Genomic DNA, 18,375 nt, shown 5'->3' with positions numbered 1-18,375 from the left:
AAAATGATATAAATCTATTGTTAGATGCAAAAAATGTTGTACCTTTGCAACTGAAAACAAAGGGGAAATAAATTGTTTTTCATATATTAGATTTTGTGGTTAGAATTGGTAAAAGAGGGCGAAAGCTCTCTTTTATTTTTTATTCCTTAAGCAATCTTTCTATTTCTTTTAGATCATTTCTATAACGAGAGAGTTCTGTCTGTACCACTAAATAACCTCGCTTATTCTCCTTAGGAAGTACAAAGATAATAACCGGCGTATATTCTTTGGATTTAACGACAATATATTGATAAGCTTCTACTTCCAATATTTCTTGTTCCAACCCTTTAGGAGACTTGATTTCTGTAAAGGTTTTCCACTGAGAGAGAAAATAACCCTCTTCTGCGAGTTTTTCTTTGGGGAAATCCAATCTTAGCATCACTATACAAGCATTGAATCCTTTCCCTAACTGAAGTAGATACTCCTGCTTTCCTTGCACTTCCTTTTGGGATAGTTTCCATGGGGCAGGAGCTGAGGAAAATGGAAAATCAAATTTTGAAGGAAATTCCTTAATTTTCTTTTTCTTCTCTAAAATATTCTTCTCTAACTTATTAAGCTTAAGAGGCGCTTCATAAGAGGTATTCTCTAAATAATCAAACTGTTCTTCTACATTGTAGAGTACCTCACAATCACAATACCCTCCATTGGAGGTAAGCCAGTCGACTACTTTTTCTGGATCAGAAACCTTGTTTTCTGTAAGAAAAAGTGTCGTATACCTTAGGGTATGGTCACAGGGTACCCTCTGCAAAGCCTTTTCTAAATAATAGAAAAGTGCCAAAAAGCACTTTTCTTCCATAGGTAACGAAGCCCTAAAGTTGTCCAACTTCTCTTGAGCAAACACCTTTTGGACTTCTTTACGTTGTTGCTTTTCTGTTGTTTTCATTAGTTACTTTCCACTGGTCTCTTTTCATTTTTCACTATACAGAGACTTTCCCTTTTATAGTAGGGTATGGGTCATAGCCTTCAAGGGTAAAATCGGGGTAGTCAAAAGCGAAAAGATCTTTCACCTGAGGGTTAAGTTTCATAGTAGGAAGTGGGCGCGGTTCACGACTGAGTTGTAACTCTACCTGCTCCAAATGGTTCTTATAGATATGTAAGTCGCCAAAGGAATGGACAAAATCCCCCACTTGCAGCCCAGTAACATGCGCCATCATCTGGGTAAGCAAGGCATAGGAAGCAATATTGAACGGCACCCCTAAGAAAGCATCGGCACTACGCTGGTAGAGCTGGCAGGAGAGCTTCCCTTCCATTACATAGAACTGAAACAGCGCATGACAGGGAGGTAGTGCCGCCTTGTTATGTGCTACGTTCTCAGCAAAGGAAACTGAAGTATCAGGCATAACTGATGGATTCCAAGCCGAGACTACCATACGGCGACTATCGGGATTGGTCTTAAGCGTATGGAGTACTTGGGCTATTTGGTCTATCCCTTCATTATTCCAATTACGCCATTGCGCCCCATATATGGGTCCTAAATCACCCTTTTCATCTGCCCATTCATTCCAAATACGCACCCCGTGTTCGGTGAGGTAATGAATATTTGTATCCCCACGGAGAAACCATAACAGCTCATAGATAACTGATTTCAGATGTATCTTCTTTGTAGTGAGTAGAGGGAATCCTTCTTGGAGATTACAGCGAAATTGATAACCAAAAACACTGATCGTCCCTGTTCCCGTACGGTCATCCTTACTATGTCCATGAGTAAGAATATGATTAAGAAGGTCTTTGTAGGCTTGCATTTCTTTCTATTTTAGAGTACAAAAATACGAAAATAATGTTTAATGATTAATGTTCATTAGGGTCATTAATTATTTTTCATTCTTCGTTTTTCACTTTTCACCTCTCCAATGCTTGCCTAAAATCGGCTATCAAATCCTCTATATTTTCCAAGCCTACCGCTACACGTACCAAAGTTTGGGTAACGCCGCGTGCTACTTTTTCCTCTTCAGGGAACTCCGTATGAGTATAAGTACTGGGATGAGTAACAAGCGTTTCCACTCCGCCTAAACTCACTGCAAAAAGCGCCACACGAAGTGCCTCAAAGAAAGTTTTCACCTTCTTCTCGTCCTTCATTACAAAAGAAAACACAGCTCCTGCTCCCAAGGCTTGACTTTCCTGGATAGCCTTGCCTTTGTTGGTAGGCAGGGTAGGATAATATACTTTTTCCACGGCAGGGTGTCCCTGGAGGAAATCTATGAGCCTGAGAGTATTGGCTTGTGCATAATCCATACGTACCTTCAAGGTCTTGATACTACGTATGAGAAGCCAGCTATCAAAGGGGGAGAGCATTGCCCCTATAGCCCCCTGAGCAAAACGTATTTTCTCAGCAAGAGTATCATCATTCACTACCATCGCCCCTGCGATAATATCGTTGTGCCCACCGAGGTACTTGGTCGCACTATGTACAACCACATCTGCTCCGAGTTCTAAAGGACGTTGCAAGTAAGGGGAAAGGAAAGTGTTATCCACCATAGTCAGTAGCCCATGCTCCTTAGCAATAGCCACCGTACCACGTATATCGGTAACATCCAAGAGCGGATTGGAAGGTGTCTCTATGAAAATTCCCTTAGTGTTAGGACGTATCGCCTTGCGAATATTATCCAAATCGGTAGTATCCACATAAGTAGCTTCTAAACCAAATTTGGCAAAAATATCCTTCATAATACGGAAAGTCCCTCCATAGATATCCAAGCCAAACACAAAATGGTCGCCTGCCTCAAAGATCGTAAAGAGTGAAGTAGAAGCAGCCATGCCCGAAGAGAAGCCAAAACCATGTTTACCTCTTTCTAATTTGGCAATTAGTGTTTCAAACTCCTTACAAGTAGGGTTGGAGATACGACTGTACTCAAACTCCTGTGTTACACCAAATTCCTTAAGTTGAAAGGTAGAAGCCATGTTAATACAGCTTCCCCATTCTTTTACTTCTTTTTCTGTGGTACGAATCCCATGTATTGCAACAGTCTCAAATCTCATGTACTATAAGTTTTTAAAGTAATATTTTTTATAAAATAACAGCACAAAAATACGATTATTTTATAAAATAAAAAATAAATATATTTATTATAATTGTTTAAAAAAATAAAAATATTTATGGGATAGCCATTTGATTGTAACAAAAAAAATTGTACCTTTGAGTTCTGTTCAATCATTGAATTAATAATGATATTAAAAATAATTCTTTTCTTCAAGCAATATGCCTTTGAATGGCTTTTGATGCTCTTTTCTGTGGGTATTCCCTTCGCTTTGGATATGGGACCTGCTTTTTATGGTATATTGGCAACTTTCTTTATTTTCCTTACTTTGAGAAGACTTTCTTACTGGTCTTTTTTTGTCGTATTCCTTTTCGTATTGATCACTTGTGTACTCTTTCTTCCTCAGATTATTTGGTTTGGACATCCTCCTGTTACCATGATTGGAGCTTTCTTTGAAACAGACCTACAGGAATCCAAGGAGTTTGTACAGTCTCTTCCACTCTACTCTTATGCCATTTCATTACTTACCTTACTCTTTGGGGGCTATATCCTCTATTTAGGAAAGAAAAAGATTTATCTTCACAATAAGAAGCAAAACTTAATCACAGCAGTCATAGCTATATTGGCTATTGGGCTAACTCTCTACCGTCCTTTAGCCAAGATGAAAGAATACCAAGCCTTCAAGTGGTCAGCCTCTCGTACAGCTATTATCTCTTTTTATGCCTCTATCTATGACAATATACAAGAATACCAAGCCCTTAAAGAAGAACTGAGTAAGGGTATAGAGGGAACTCCTGCTTGGCAAATTACTGCGACCCAACCTCCATACCAGAATTATGTCTTGATCATAGGAGAAAGCGTCCGAAAGGATTATATGCACCTTTATGGCTTTCCCGAAGAGAACACTCCCTTCTTGGACAAGGCATACGGTACGGTAATTGACGGCTATACAGCCACAGCGCCCAATACAACCGCCTCTCTGCTACGTTCTTTTATGCAAATGAAAGGAGATAAGGACTTTATTTATGCAAATAATCTTATCTCTTTAGCCAAAAATGCAGGATTTGAAACTTTTTGGTTATCTAATCAAGGATTAACAGGAGAGTTTGATACTCCTATTGCTAAGTTAGCTTTCCTATGCGATCATAAGGAATTTACCAAAAAAGGAGACTATGCTTCCATGAATTACCATGATAGTATTCTTCTACCTCTTTTTAGTAAATATCTTCATAAAAAAAGCCATTCTCCACGACTTTTTATCCTCCACATCATGGGATCCCATGTGAATTTTGAATCCCGTTTGGAACATCCTATTCATTACAACTATTACAATCGAAAAATTTCTGCTTATATACAGACTATTGAACAAACAGATACATTACTAAAAGACATTCATGAACTTCTACAAAAAAATGGAGATTCCTTCAGTATACTTTATTTCTCTGATCATGGGCTGATGACTCAGGATAGAAATTCCATGTTCACCTCCCTTACCCACGGTGATACTAACCCTAATAAGGCTTGCTACCAAGTGCCTTTCGTACTCCTTTCCAGTGATGATACCCAGCATAAAGTAGTCAAAGCGAACAAGTCTGCTTTCCGATTCTTGGACGGATTCGCTCATTGGCTGGGCATACAGGAGGCTTCCTTACGTAGTGATTATGATTTCCTTTCTCCAAAGAACGATACTCTGAAGGTCTTTAATCAATATGAAAATGTCCCTTTTGAAGGATTGGAAGAAGATGAAATAATGACCAATAACTAATAGTTAATAACATAAGGGAAAATTAATCATTGATGGTATTCTTTATTATTTAATTTTATTCAAAATAAATAAAGATTATTATCTCTTTTTTTGTACCTTTGCGAAGTACAAATATAATCCTTATGCAAACAGAGAATAAATTCAATGAGCACCAGGGACATTGGATGCTCGCTAAATTGGGCAAACGTGTATTACGCCCAGGAGGAAGAGAACTCACCGAGAAACTCATTGCAGGACTTGGAATTACCTCCAAAGATGACATAGTAGAGTTTGCTCCAGGTCTGGGGTTTACAGCTAATATTGCCTGTGGCTATCAACCAAAGAGCTATATAGGAGTGGATCTCAATGAAGAGGCTGCCACCATCGCACGCAAACGTATCAAGTACAATAAGGCAAGAATCATCAATGCCAATGCTGCCCAAAGTACCCTTCCCGATGCCTATGCCAACAAAGTATATGGTGAGGCAATGCTTACTATGCAGCCTTTAGAGCAGAAAAAGGCGATCATAGGAGAGGCTTTCCGTATCCTTAAAAGCGGTGGCTATTATGGCATACATGAACTGGGTATTAAGCCCGATGATGTAGAGGAAGCTGTCAAAGAAGATATTTACAAAGAGCTAAGCGAGACTATTCGCGTACATGCCCGCCCTATGACTACAGCTGAATGGACATCTCTTTTGGAAGAACAAGGCTTTAAAGTAATCAAGGTAGAACATAATCCTATGCTCCTTTTAGAACGTAGCCGTATGATTCAGGATGAGGGCTGGCTCAGGGTACTACTGGTTACTTTCAATCTACTTCGTTTCCCTGAAATAAGAAAACAGATTAAGAAGATGAAAGCTTGTTTTCGAAAACATCAAGAAAATCTTGACGCGGTGGCAATTATGGCACAAAAACCCTAATATAATGATAAATGACCAATCTCTAAGGGACTGGTCATTTATCATTGGTCATAGCCCCTCTTCAGGGGTTAGGAAAATGATTAGAACTGAATCATAGTGGCTATAGAAATATCCTTTTTATCACTATCCTTAGGTTGTATTACCTGTCCTTGAGCATCTTTGAGAGTATAAGTAAGGGTATATTCCCCTGCCTTCGGGTAGGATACTTTGCCTCTATAGAAATTGCGTTCGTAACGAAGCGTAGTGGTAGAAAGTGCCGTTGTACTTCCTTTTTCACTTACCTTTACCTCTACTACCCAATCAGTTACCTTAGGGAAGTTCTTCATGTTTTCCATCTTCCAGATGCCTAATGCCACTTCATTTTCTCCTGATTTTGGATTTTCAGGAGCTACCAATGCATATAGGTGCATTTGTCCCTTGGGATTGCCTCCAGGGGTGAAGACTCTAAAGCGCCCTACTTTCCCTAAAGCTTTATTGGTTTGAGGTTTTACAACGAAATCCAAGCGGTCAAGTGTTTGCTCCTTGCCTGCTACCTTAAAAGTAACTTTCCCAAACCACACCCCTGAAGGGGCGGTTATCATCTGGAATAACGCTTGGGATTTCCATACATTACCCTCTTTAGTCAAAGCGGTATGAGGGCAGGTATGAGTATGCATAATATCTTTGGTAAAGCCTCCTTTACCATCGCTTTTGTACATATCCATCCAAGGTGTAAAAGTAGCGGCTTCCAAGATTACTTCTTTATTGGTAGCATCGGTAACGGAAAGGGTAATGTCATTGTACCCCATTACAAAAGTGCCTGAAGTATTCTGTAGTCGTACGGTATAATTACTCACCTTAGCTTCTGCTACTGTCTTCAAAGTAGGAATGGGTGGAGTGGGCGGAGGTGTGGGCTTATCATCGTCTTTTTTAGAACAAGAAAATAAGATAGCTACTGCTAAAGCAGCTACAGTTATATATTTGAATCGCTTCATCTTTTTTTAAATTATATATTATACCTAATTTAATATTAGCTGGTTAGAATTTGACTCCTAACAGACTAATTGGTGGACGAAGCATTATATGAATAACTTCCTGTAGGCTCAAAGGAGTATAGTGATAATTGTGGATTATCTCCTTTGAAAAGTGTTTTATGAAGACTAACTTTGGAAATTCTTGAAAGAAAACCTCTGGCATAGTAATTGTCTTCTTTTCAGAGGTAGAAGAATCTGTCTGTTCCTTAGTAACTTGAGCAAACTTACAAGATCCCTCACAATGCCGCTCAGGATACATTTTATTTTTGCAATAAGTAGCCACAAAATCTCTCTTACTTAGCAGGAAATAAGAGAGATAAACCCCACTAAGTAAAGTATTAACTAAAAAGACAATACTCAAAAGAATAGCTATGCTACTTGTCACTTTTTTCATTGCAACAAAGATACAAAAAAAGAATACATAAAACTCTTTTGTGATAAAATAAATATAAAAACAATAATCCTACTTATTAATATAGATAATACCTATACTAAAAAATAAATAACATTTTAATTATCAAATCATATTCCATGATTATTGTCGTTTTATAAAGTTATACAAATTCTAAATAATTTCTAAAAGCCAGAGAAATAATATTATTCTCTCACTTCTACTCTGTAACTTTTATAAAAACTTAAGTATATAAAAGAGGAAAAAGAGAGGAAATTAACTTCTAAAAAGTGTCCCATATCTTCTATACAGAAGTAACGCGAAAAGAAAGCCCGTAGAAGCCATAGCTACTCCTACTAAAGAAGGGTAATTACTTGTATACCCCCATTGTAAGGGTTTTCCTCCCCAATAAGCACCCAGAGTATTAGCAAGATTAAAGGCTGCTTGCATGAAAGCAGCTCCCATCATCTGTGCTCGTGGTGCTGCCCGAAACATAATAATATTCAATGGTGCTCCTACCGACATGGCTATAATAGCACAGAAAAAAGTGAGTACCCACGCCACTTCAAGAGTCCCTGAGAAGAAAAAGACTAATAGAAGAATACTTATCATGGAGGTAAATATCACTGCACTCGCTGGCATAGGCTGAATTTTATCTGTAAGCCATCCTCCAAAGAAATTCCCTATGACCATCCCTATTCCTATCACAATCATCAGTGTAGGCATTTGACTCTCTGGTAAGTGTGCATAGTCAAGCATCAAGGGTTCTATATAACTCAACCATGAGAAAAGACCTCCACAACCCAAAGCTGTAATAAGGAGAATCATTACAGAGGGAATAGAAAAAAATCGTCTCATTTCCTTCTGTAATGTAACATTACGCTCATAAGCCACTTTAGGTAAAAATACCCCTATACAGAACGCTGTAATTAACCCTAGAGCAGCTATTAATGCCATCACAGGGCGCCATCCTATTACCTCTCCCAAATGAGTAAATAAGGGAATCACAAGCAAATTGGCAATAGTAAGTCCTGCGAACATGACCGAGATAGCCATAGCCTCTTGCTCCTTAGGAGCTAACTGTTTGGCTACAATTGCTCCTATTCCAAAGAAGGCTCCATGAGGTAATCCCGAAAGAAAGCGAGCAATCAGAAGTGTCTCATACGAAGGCATTAAAGCAAAAAGTCCATTACACAAAGTAAAGAGTAGCATTAAAAATATCAGTACTCTTTGAGGTTGAAAACGAGTGCTAAAAGCCACTAAAGTAGGGGCTCCCACGACTACTCCTATAGCATAGGCTGCTATAAAATGTCCTACCTCACTATCGCTTAGGTGCATGTTCTGCCCTATATTGCGCATGAGCCCCATAAGGATAAATTCGGTGCTTCCTAAAGCAATTCCTCCCATTGCCAAAGGAAAGAGTTGTCGTATCATCTTCATCTTTATAATCGTTTTAAAAAGAGTGCAAAAATACAACTTTTAATAAGAAGCACAATTATGTTATAAAAAAAGAGGATACTCCTTAAGTTGAGCTCCTCTTTACATAACAAATACTTGAATTATTTTTTAATAAATATTCTCACTGAACTCCTGCTCAATAGCAGTAAGTTTATGAGATATACTTGCATTATATTGCAGATCATTTATTCGCAAAACAAAACCTCCTATAAGGTTCTTATCTATCCTATTTTCCAAAGAGATATTCTTACGACCACTTAAAGCAATCGCCTTATCAATAAACTTCTGCTTAAGCCCATCAGATATTTCGGTTGCTGTAGTCAAATGAATGATTATTTTCTCCTTGTATTGGTTATATTGTTCTACAAATTCACGAGCAATCCCATAAAGGTCGGGGATTCGTTTGTTTTGGAATAATATATCAAAAAATGCGTTCAATATAGAAGAACGGTTTGAGAATATCTCCTGTAATACATTCTGTTTTATCTCTGTCCTTACAATAGGAGAATGTAAGAGTGCTCGTAAGTCTGGATTCTCACGAACTATCTCCACAAGGGAAGAAATCTCTTGAAAAAGGGCATCTTCCTCATGCTTCTCTATAGCATAATCTAAGAGTGCTTTTGCATATCGCCTAGCTACTTTGGTAGAATTTATCATGCCTTCAAGTTAATTTCGTTCAACAGACTTTCCACAAGTTGCTCCTGCTTCACTTCAGAGGCAAGCTCCTTGGTAAGGACTTTCTTAGCGATCTCAATAGAAAGAGAAGCTACTTGCTCCTTCAGCTGAGCAATTGCTATCTTCTTTTCATTCTCAATAGATACTTTTGCCTGAGCGATGAGTTTTGCGCCCTCATTATGAGCTTCTTCCTTAGCTTGAGAGATGATGCGTTCCTTTATCTCACGAGCTTCCTTAAGCATATTATCACGTTCCAAGCGAGCTTCTGATAGGAGTTTTTCATTGTCAGCCTTAAGGTTTGCCATTTCCTTTTTGGCTTCATCGGCAGCATCCAAAGCATTATTAATGGATTGTTCTCTCTCCTTAAGAGCTTTAAGAATAGGCTTCCAGGCGTAAGCACGAAGTAGAAGTAAAAGGCATACAAAAACTATTATTGTCCAGAAACTAAGACTTTCAATATGTACGAGATTCATGTATTTTTATTTTTTCTATTTTATTTTTATAGTAAAATAACTTTTTCTATGGATAACAACCGTTCTGTAACCAACCGTTACAGAACGGTTTTGTCTTGAGCCGATTATCCCTTTACCAAGGCAACAACCACTGCAAAAAGGGCTACCCCTTCAATAAGAGCTGCAGCAATAATCATAGCTCCTTGAATTTTTGAAGCAGCCTCTGGTTGGCGAGCAATTCCTTCCATAGCGGAAGACCCAATCTTACCAATACCAATACCAGCTGCAAGAGCTGCAATTCCTGCTCCAATTCCTGCTAATGCTAATGTCATAATTTTAAATATTTAAGTTTTAATATGATACAAAAATACTACTTAATGATGTTCCTCTGCCACAGCTCCTCCAATGAATAAGGCAGAAAGCAAAGTAAATACGTATGCTTGGATAAATGCAACTAAAAGTTCCAATATACTAATGAAAAGGGCAAAACCTACTGATACAGGGGAAACAAGAAGCGTTTTAAAAGTAAAAATAAGCCCTATCAAACTTAAGATAATGATATGCCCTGCAGTAATATTGGCAAAAAGTCGAATCATTAAAGAAAAAGGCTTGGTAAGCATTCCTATCACTTCTACAGGAATCATAATAGGAGCCAACCACATAGGTACTCCCGGAGTAGCAAAAATATGTTTCCAATAATTTCCATTCCCACTAAAAGTAGTTATAAGAAAAGTAAGTAGAGCTAATGTCCCTGTAAAAACAATATCATTGGTCAAAGTCCCTGAAATAATAGGTACCAGACCTAAAAGGTTACCTAGAAGAATAAGGAAAAACACAGTAAGCAAATAAGGCATATAGCGCTCATATTTCTTTCCACCTATATTAGGGATAGCAATATCATCACGTACAAAAACCACAAGAGTCTCTAACAGATTAGCAAAACCTTTGGGAGCTTTAGGATTCTTCTTGTAAGAACGTGCCAATGCAGTGAAAGCCAAAAACATGAAAATAGCAATAAGAAAGAGTACTACCACATTCTTTGTAATAGAAAAATCCAAAGGACGTGCATTGGTTACCTTATGTTCCTTATTATAAGAAATATTTCCTTGAGCATCTGTATAATAAATTTGTCCATGTATACAAACGAAATATTGTCCTGCTTTCTCTACCACTACTTTACCACTATCATCATGATGAAACTCATTAGAAAGAAAAGTAACTAATCCATTCTCTGTCCAAAGAATTATAGGTAAAGGAAGTGTTATGGATTCTTGGTTCCAATCAAACAGATGATATTCATGAGAGTCAGCTATATGATGCATAACTACATCCGTAAAGCTCTCTTCTTGTTGCTCTGCAGGTTGTTCTTCAGGAGTTGCCAATCCCTTCAAAGGAAAAATCAGAATACTTAAAAACAACCATTTACTAATGATTTTTTGTATCATTTCTTAGTAATTATAATTTATATAGTCACCCTCTTATTTTGCAGGGACAAAGATACATTTTTATTTTTACTTTTACACATATTTTGACCTTTTTTAAGAAAACAAATTATACACAATGTAAAAGTCTTATTATCAATTCATTTAATCATTTTTCTTTAATACACATAATTATTATTCCTTAAATTGATGAGAGTTATTATTATTCTGTCATTAATGAATATATAACCAAGTATAATAATACATTTTATATTCAAAACGAATCTTGGAATATGACATTTACTCCTTTTGGTAAAAATAGAAAAGAGGCTACCTTTTCCCGATAACCTCTTAATATTAGTGAATCACATATTACTTTTTCACTACTTACTTTCTATCTTTTATTTCATAATCTGCCCCAAGATGGTAGGATCTTTTATCTTGTCATCTTCCGCTAAGAGTCTCATTTTGGAGATAATCTCAGCGGATTTAGGATCGTCATCTATAAAAGGTAAAAATACACGCCCTCGATGCTGACTTTGTACAGCGATGATATTCAGCTGTAATCCTCCACGACTAACAATACCACTGCCTAGATGAATACTATAATCACCAAGCTTGCCTTTGATTAGGATATGACGTTCTTTTACTTGTACATTACTAAACTTAAACAAGCGCGCACTCTCACGAGCCAGAGCCCCTCGCATCTGCATAGTACTATGACTGGCTTCTGGATCCACACCACCTACATGTGCTACACTAACCACCAAATCTACATCGCGCATTACTTCGCTGAATATCACAGGGTTAATCTCCTTCATCGGTACTTCCTTACCGTCCTTAAGATTATAGAAGACTACATACTCTAAAGTAGGAGCCTCCACATCAGAAGGAGTAAACCAGTCCGCTACAGCATAAATAGTTGCCCTATAACCTTCCTTATGATATACTTTTTGGAGTCCTTCTTCATAATTAACCGTCCATCCCCTACCGCGAAGCAAGGCAACCGTCTTCTTCGGCTGTATTTGGTACCCTTGATATCGCTCACTGCGATTACTGTGCTCCAACTCATCTTTAGTAGGGATATAGAGTTCACGGAATACCTGTTTGAAAGGTTGTTGTAGTTCCTTGTCAAATAAATATTTTTGATACAAATCCCACTGTACTGCATTGAAAAGATGAGAAGGATGTGCAATAAGAAGCTTATCCTCTGGACTCAAAGGCAATAAATCTCCTTCTGCGTTAAGAAGCTTGCCCTCTTGCCAAAAACCAGAAACTTGGTTCTCAGGATTAAAGAGTACAAGCTTACTGAGCATTGCTTTTACTACAGGATGCTCTATAATTTTAGCTAATTCTCTTACCGAAAATAGAGTTTGGGAAAGCATCGCTTGTTCTAATGACTGACGTGTACGGCTATACTGCTTGCTTAGATAAGCCTTGCCTTCCTTAAGAGCTTCTACATTTTTATCCTTCTTATACTTATCAGGAACAGATTTTAGTTCCTTACCATTTCTGCTCACTAGAATATCCGCTTTACCTTGCTCATCTACCACAAGTTTTAATTCAGTATCCTCCAGTACAAGGGTAGATTTCTCCATAATCTGTTGAGTTGCTTTAGCCTCCATTGCCCAACTGAAGCGGATACTATCCTCATAACCTGCATTACGAGAGAGGTTGTCCAAGCCTATCTCTACCGCATTCTTCTCACTCTCTTGACGTTGTTGCCCGAATTGCTTGCTTTCCTTAAGAAAGGTTTGCAGTAGGTTATACCGCTTTACCAAATCTTCTTCAGGTCTCTTTTTATTAATAGGAATAAGCCCTAATGCCATCACATAGTCCTTATCACGCTTTTCAGTAATTTTTTTCACAGCTTCAGCAAGCTTTACCTCGCCTGTAAGCACTGAAGAATAAAGCTTTACTCTTCGGTAACCCATCCCTTCAGAAAGGTACTTAGCGGACTCTTGAATAAGTTTCCATCCTTGCTTACCCACTGCCTTATGTATACGGTGGTACCAGTCCACATCTATAGCACCTCTCCTAAAATCATCACGAGGTACGGAGGAATACTGAGAAATAACGGTTTCTTTCTCAGCATCCATATAGTCGGTAGTATGAGCAATAAACCACCATATTGCTTCTTTAAAATCCTTTATTTTAAGATAATCCCCCAACCAATCTGTCCAATGAGGTGCATAGCAAGCAGCCTCTACCAAGCGTTTCTTATCCAGCTTCACTTCATTCAAGTGCTTCTTAAAAGCTGTAAAAGTGTCGGAATCACTCGGTTGGCTTACTTCAAGAATATGGCTAAAAGTAGATCGCTTAGTTATACTACTACCATAACCTTTAGCAAAGGGTTCTTTGCCCATACGCTCAAGGGCTTCAAAGAAATAGTGTGCTCCTTCTATCTCTGACAGATAATCAATATACACGGAAGCATCAGTAGGAAGGTCTCCTCGCTGGAGCTCTATTTGCAACATCCGTGTTTTAAGTTCCTGCAGAAGTGTATCAGGATAAGTAAGAGAAGTTTTAAGCGTATCCGATAGGTTTCTATACAAGTAGTTCTCTGTTCCCTGAATCATTGCAAATAGTTCACAATTGAGCAGGGAGAAAAATAAGAGATCATCACAGGAAAGCTTCCCTTTTTGGTAAAGAATCAAGGTAAGTTCTGTAAGTCCCCCATTCATTTTAGGGAGTTTTTCATCCTTTCTCACCTGAGCTCGAATAGCTAGAAGCAAATCCTTAAGGGATTGTTTCTCTGTGTCAATTTTCCCTTCTAAATAAAGCCAATAAAGAATTCCCCATAGCCTTTGAAGTTGTTCATCTGTAAAATAAGCGAAATCCCCATCCTTCCCAAAATAAACTACTGCCGCATAATCTACCACTACATCTACCCAATCCAGAGTAGACCAACTATTTCTTTTAAACTTTTCCTTACGTTTCTCAATAGGAAAGGTGGCTAAGGCATCTTCAAAAACAGAAAGTTTAAAACTTGCCAAAAATGCCTTATCCAAAGTATATGCCTTTCTCAGATAAGTTAATAGGTTCCATAACTGACGGGGCTCACTACTATATCTACGTCTCTCTCCTTCAAAAGCCACCTTAAAGTCAGGGTAATACTCAGAGAGGTAATTCTCTAATCCTTTGGGAACAAAATCCTCATAGTAAAGGTTATCACAATATCTTTCAGCATAATAATATTCTATCTCATTAAGCTGGTGTTTCTCATGCCACGCCTGCCAAAGGTCAGAAAGAGGAAGATCTCTTAGTATATCCAAAGGAGTTTTTCCTTCTTTCTCATCGTGTATTCCCCTAATTGTTTCTCCTAAGAGAGTCGTTACGAGTTCTCCTTGATAGCCTTCGTATTGATATTCATAATCTTTGTTTGTTCTCCATATTACAAGTAGATCATTCAAGGCTTGGGATACCTTCTTCACATTTACAAATTTATCAAAAAGGAAACTTCCTTTTTTTGCTTTACGTTCCTTGTCAAATTGAGGGTGAGGCAAGGCGAAAGGGGTAAGCCGATTAAGGTCAATCACTCCAAAGCCATTGAAAAGATCATAACGTAACTGCTGAGCCGTTTCAGGATTATAGGTGAGCTTATCCATCAGCACCTGTTCATTCTTAGAGAGTTTACGTGATTTGTAGGCTTCCACTTGTTCGGCAACATATTCGGGGAGTTTCTTCTCCTCTTGAAGTATTGTAAGGATTTCTAATCCAGCCAATCGTTGGTCAGCACTCTTGGAGAGGATAAGTCGTGAGGTACTCTCTTTGAGTACTGTCTCGGGTTGTTGTACCAAAAGAGCCACACTCTCCTTGCGCAATTCCTTATTCTTACGGGAAAGTACTTGTTCTATTGCAAGGACATCTTCCTGCACCAAAGGTAATTTCTTTAGAATATCCATTGCAATTCCTGCTACATAAGCTCCCTTATCGTTAATTCCTGTACGAACCAGAGCACGTTGCCAGGAATCAGGAGGGTAGTTTTCCGGATCCTTTCCTTCTTCTTTATCGTAATACCTTCTACCAAGAACAGGGTACACCTTACGAAATAGATCATCACGAACATCTACAGGAATTTCGCTTAACTCCTGAGCTAAATATTGCTGTTGAGTATCATTGGCTGTACGAATAAGGTCTCGGTAAAAATCCACTGCCCTTACAGTAAAACTAAGCCAACGGAAACCCACCCCTTCAAAGTTCTTTCCTTCCTTAGGAATACGCTTGGCAGCAAGGAGTATTTTTTCAAAGAGTTCCTTAGAGAAACCTCCTTGAGGTAGGTTCTGTAGAATCCAATAATCTAAGGCAAGATTCTCCCCAAAGTGTTTTTCAGCAAAGGAAGTAATCTGTGGAAGTGTTTTCTGGGTTTGCTTAATAAAATATAATAGCACCACACCCGTATCAAGTGATACACTCTTACCATTGAGCACCTCAATAGCCAAAGTAAGAGCTTCCTGTACGCTATACGTACCTATTGCCCACAAGGCTACATATTGTTCTAAATGATCCTTACTTTTTATTGCTTTCTTAGCTTCAGCAGGATTAGAAAGATAGGCTGAAGCAAGCTCCAGAGTGCGCCTAACTACTGATTGTTGGGGTGCCTCCCATCCAAAACCAAACCAAGTATCTACGGCACGTACCACACTACTAAAACGAGTAAACTTATGATCGAGAATCACACGGATAAAGTGCTTAAAAGAAGCGTGTGTAGTCTCATCTAAGGATTCAAAGATTGTCTGTCGTAAGCCCTCTTGGAGTTGAGCCGCTAAAAGAAGCTTCTCTACCAAGTTATAATAACGTTCATCCTCCACCATTAAGGCTGCCTTTATCAGAGGAGAACATACTCCTCCCACTTCATGTTCTCCTAAGAAAATTTCTTCAAATAGAGGATAGTATCTGTCCGTGTCCTCCGAAATGACCAGGGCAAAGAGTGGAGCTACAGGAGCAACATCATACACAATATATTGGAATTGTTGCTCAAAAGGCAAGGCTCCTACTCCACTGATATAATTACGGAAGAGTGCTTCCATCTGACTAAGTTGTCTCTCTGTATAGTCCGCAGGGTCATCAGAACGAAAAGATCGCCTACTCCAATTATCCAAGTAAGGAAATAAGCAAATAAAGTCCCATACTTTCTGTGCATAAGGAGCTTGTACTTCCCCAAAGAGCAATTGGGCAAGAACTTTTCCATCCTTAGTCTCCCAAAGGTTCTTGGGATATTTCAAGACAGAAAATTCATTCCTGAAAGTTCGTTTTTGGTCATAATCCATTCCATTGGAAAGATATTCCCCTAATAGGCGATATGGCTCAGGAAATTTAGTAAAAGAACCTTTTGCAAGCCTCTGAGGCTTGTAATTGGCAAGATATTGCTTGGCTTGTTCTTCTTTTATCATAACAATCTCATTTAAGTAGTAGGTTAATTATATTATAAAGCTATAATAACTATTCTCAATATTATTAGCTTTTATTTAGATAGGCTTCTATAAGTTGTTGGGTAGAACTATCATGCGGAGCAAACTTTTGAGCCGAGAAATCCTTAAGGATAGTTCCTGCCAATTGTTTCCCTAACTCTACTCCCCATTGGTCATAGCTATAGATATTCCAAAGGGCTCCTTGCACAAAAATCTTATGTTCATAGAGTGCGATAAGCTTTCCTAAACTCTCGGAAGTAAGTTTATCAATAAGCAAAGTCGTGGTAGGCTTATTACCCTCAAATACCTTGAAAGGCACTAAAGTTTCAGAGACTCCTTCAGCACGCACCTGCTCAGGTGTTTTGCCTTTCATCAAGGCTTCTGTTTGAGCAAAGAAATTCGCAAGGAGTTTATCTTGGTGATCTTGATCTCCATATAGAGAATGCTTAAAGCCAATAAAGTCAGTAGGAATACGCTTAGTCCCCTGGTGAATAAGTTGGAAGAAGGCATGCTGGGCATTGGTACCTGGTTCTCCCCATACAATAGCACTCGTCTGGTAACTTACACGCTCTCCATTGCGATCTATATACTTTCCGTTACTTTCCATAATCGCCTGTTGAAGATAGGCTGGGAATCGGTGTAGATATTGAGTATAGGGGATTATTGCTTCTGTTTCTACTCCATAGAAATTGGTATACCATACGGAGAGAAGAGCTAAAAGTACAGGTAAGTTTTCCTTAAAAGGAGCATTACGAAAGTGAGTATCCATCTTTTGAGCTCCATGTAGGAGTGCTTCAAAATTATCATAACCTACTGAAAGAGCAATGGTAAGTCCTACAGCACTCCATAGGGAAAAACGACCTCCTACCCAATCCCACATGGGAAAAACATTCTCAGGAGCGATACCAAACTCATCTATTTTTTTAAGATTAGTGGAAACGGCTACAAAATGCTTGGCTACATCTGCCTCCTGTGCCGACTTAAGAAACCACTGCTTCACGGTAAGAGCATTGGAAAGGGTTTCCAGAGTAGTAAAGGTCTTGGAAACGATTACAAAAAGAGTCGTTTCAGGATTGAGATGCCCTATAACTTCATGTATATGATCACCATCCACATTACTAATAAAATGAACATTAAGATGGTTTTTATAAAACTTAAGCGCTTCACATACCATTACAGGACCCAAATCCGATCCTCCAATGCCAATATTCACCACATCGGTAAAGGTTTTGCCCGTATAACCAGTACGCTTGCCTGAAATAACCTCTTGAGAAAATGCTTTTATCTTTGCTTTCACTTGAGCGATTTCAGGGATTACATTCTTACCATCTACTAAAATTTCTTTTTCCGCTGAACGCAAAGCCGTATGAAGCACTGCGCGATTCTCAGTAGCATTGATTTTGTCACCTGAGAAATACTTTTCTATAGAGGCTTTTAGATCACATTCCTGAGCAAGTTGTAAAAGGAGATCACGAGTAGTATTATCTAAATTATTTTTGGAATAATCTACTAAAAAATCCTCCCATACAAGGGTATATTCCTTGGCACGAAGAGGATTTTCCTTAAAAAGTTGCTGTAAAGTAACATTCTTTACCTTCTTAAAATGAGCAGTTAAGGCTCCCCAAGCCTTAGTGTGTATGGGGTTAAGTGTGGCTAACATATATTTTTATTTTAATTCATTTACTAAAATGATGAAATCTGTTGCAAAGATACTCTTTTTTATGGATTTAACAAATATTTGATAAGGAAAAATGCAACTTCTTGAGAGAGGATATAAAAAGATTTAAAAATCTTTATTTATAAATAAATGTTAAAGTGCAACTATCTCTTATTTATTTTGTATCTTTGCCACCTGATAAGACTTCTAACCTCA

14 protein-coding genes are annotated in these 18,375 nt (G+C 38.3%); 2 read left to right on the top strand and 12 right to left on the bottom strand.

The window, feature by feature from the left end; all coding sequences use genetic code 11:
* Positions 1-139: 139 nt before the first annotated feature.
* The 3 genes from VJJ03_RS01000 to VJJ03_RS00990 all read right to left on the bottom strand — a co-directional run bounded on the left by VJJ03_RS01000 (position 140) and on the right by VJJ03_RS00990 (position 3,015).
* A complete protein-coding gene (locus VJJ03_RS01000; protein ID WP_323973275.1) occupies positions 140-922 on the bottom strand; it encodes a DUF2695 domain-containing protein in 783 nt (260 codons plus the stop codon).
* A 34-nt stretch (positions 923-956) separates the two neighbouring features.
* Positions 957-1,781 (bottom strand): thymidylate synthase, encoded by an 825-nt coding sequence (locus VJJ03_RS00995; RefSeq protein WP_009744851.1) that lies wholly within the window; start codon positions 1,779-1,781, stop codon positions 957-959.
* 97 nt (positions 1,782-1,878) lie between these two features.
* Positions 1,879-3,015 carry a PLP-dependent aspartate aminotransferase family protein gene (locus VJJ03_RS00990; protein WP_323973274.1) on the bottom strand — a complete coding sequence of 379 codons (1,137 nt, stop codon included), beginning with the start codon at positions 3,013-3,015 and terminating at the stop codon, positions 1,879-1,881.
* A gap of 186 nt (positions 3,016-3,201) precedes the next feature.
* On the opposite strand from VJJ03_RS00990, the gene VJJ03_RS00985 reads away from it, so the two are divergent.
* Together VJJ03_RS00985 and VJJ03_RS00980 are read left to right on the top strand one after the other, a co-directional pair.
* On the top strand, positions 3,202-4,779 hold the full coding sequence (locus VJJ03_RS00985; protein WP_323973272.1) for a phosphoethanolamine transferase: 1,578 nt from the start codon (positions 3,202-3,204) through the stop codon (positions 4,777-4,779).
* A gap of 122 nt (positions 4,780-4,901) precedes the next feature.
* On the top strand, positions 4,902-5,681 hold the full coding sequence (locus VJJ03_RS00980) for a class I SAM-dependent methyltransferase (RefSeq protein ID WP_009744848.1): 780 nt from the start codon (positions 4,902-4,904) through the stop codon (positions 5,679-5,681).
* Positions 5,682-5,761: 80 nt separating this feature from the next.
* On the opposite strand, the gene VJJ03_RS00975 is transcribed toward VJJ03_RS00980, so the two are convergent.
* The 9 genes from VJJ03_RS00975 to pgi form a co-directional block, all read right to left on the bottom strand.
* The gene (locus tag VJJ03_RS00975) at positions 5,762-6,655 is read right to left on the bottom strand and encodes a hypothetical protein (protein WP_323973270.1); all 894 of its coding nucleotides are present in this window, start codon (positions 6,653-6,655) and stop codon (positions 5,762-5,764) included.
* Positions 6,656-6,698: 43 nt separating this feature from the next.
* Entirely contained in the window at positions 6,699-7,088 is a 390-nt protein-coding gene (locus VJJ03_RS00970) for a hypothetical protein (protein ID WP_009744846.1), read from the bottom strand.
* A gap of 273 nt (positions 7,089-7,361) precedes the next feature.
* Complete coding sequence (locus VJJ03_RS00965; protein ID WP_009744845.1) at positions 7,362-8,525, bottom strand: MFS transporter; 1,164 nt, start codon at positions 8,523-8,525, stop codon at positions 7,362-7,364.
* 126 nt (positions 8,526-8,651) lie between these two features.
* Positions 8,652-9,200 carry an ATP synthase F1 subunit delta gene (gene atpH / locus VJJ03_RS00960; RefSeq protein ID WP_009744844.1) on the bottom strand — a complete coding sequence of 183 codons (549 nt, stop codon included), beginning with the start codon at positions 9,198-9,200 and terminating at the stop codon, positions 8,652-8,654.
* Positions 9,197-9,691, bottom strand: coding sequence for a F0F1 ATP synthase subunit B (locus VJJ03_RS00955; protein ID WP_009744843.1), 495 nt, complete (start codon positions 9,689-9,691; stop codon positions 9,197-9,199). The genes atpH and VJJ03_RS00955 overlap by 4 nt, the downstream gene beginning before the upstream one ends.
* 104 nt (positions 9,692-9,795) lie before the next feature.
* Positions 9,796-10,002: an ATP synthase F0 subunit C gene (gene atpE / locus VJJ03_RS00950; protein WP_009744842.1), complete on the bottom strand. Its 207-nt coding sequence runs from the start codon at positions 10,000-10,002 to the stop codon at positions 9,796-9,798.
* Between the two features lie 42 nt (positions 10,003-10,044).
* Positions 10,045-11,115: a F0F1 ATP synthase subunit A gene (gene atpB, locus VJJ03_RS00945; RefSeq protein WP_009744841.1), complete on the bottom strand. Its 1,071-nt coding sequence runs from the start codon at positions 11,113-11,115 to the stop codon at positions 10,045-10,047.
* A gap of 377 nt (positions 11,116-11,492) precedes the next feature.
* On the bottom strand, positions 11,493-16,484 hold the full coding sequence (locus VJJ03_RS00940; protein ID WP_323973267.1) for a DUF4132 domain-containing protein: 4,992 nt from the start codon (positions 16,482-16,484) through the stop codon (positions 11,493-11,495).
* A gap of 64 nt (positions 16,485-16,548) precedes the next feature.
* Positions 16,549-18,162 (bottom strand): glucose-6-phosphate isomerase, encoded by a 1,614-nt coding sequence (pgi, locus tag VJJ03_RS00935; RefSeq protein WP_323973265.1) that lies wholly within the window; start codon positions 18,160-18,162, stop codon positions 16,549-16,551.
* Positions 18,163-18,375: the final 213 nt, after the last annotated feature.

This window comes from Capnocytophaga sp. G2, assembly GCF_035282625.1.
Lineage (GTDB): Bacteria > Bacteroidota > Bacteroidia > Flavobacteriales > Flavobacteriaceae > Capnocytophaga.
This window is presented reverse-complemented; position numbering and strand designations above follow the sequence as displayed.